This window comes from Paraburkholderia sp. SIMBA_054 (assembly GCF_046534875.1).
In the GTDB taxonomy this organism is placed as follows: Bacteria; Pseudomonadota; Gammaproteobacteria; order Burkholderiales; family Burkholderiaceae; genus Paraburkholderia; species Paraburkholderia hospita.
This window is the reverse complement of the sequence record NZ_JAWRXV010000678.1, coordinates 1-276: the sequence shown is the minus strand read 5'-3', so window position 1 is coordinate 276 and position 276 is coordinate 1. Positions and strand designations below refer to the sequence as shown.

The following is a 276-nucleotide window of genomic DNA, read 5'->3' as shown; positions in this document are numbered from 1 at the left end:
CCGCTTGTAAAGCAGGCCGACGGGTATCTGCACGAAGCCGTACGCAAACGAAAAGAGACTCACGATGAGTCCCGCCTGCGTGTTTGTGATGCCGTATTCCTTTTTCAGGTACGGCAGCGCAAAGCCGAAATTGGCGCGGTCCGCGCAGGCAATCGCCCAGATGCAGAAGATCAGCCCCATCACGATCCAGCGGTGGCCCGTGCGCTTTTGCGCAAGCGGTGCGGCTTTTGCATCCGCGACCACACTCTCCGCATTATTCATGGCGAATCCCTCGCG

1 protein-coding gene is annotated in these 276 nt (G+C 59.1%); it reads right to left on the bottom strand.

Annotated features, from left to right (window positions below; translation table 11 throughout):
* Window positions 1–261: MFS transporter (locus SB822_RS56815; RefSeq protein ID WP_410859067.1), on the bottom strand; the 261-nt coding region annotated here is incomplete at its 3' end.
* Window positions 262–276 lie beyond the last annotated feature (15 nt).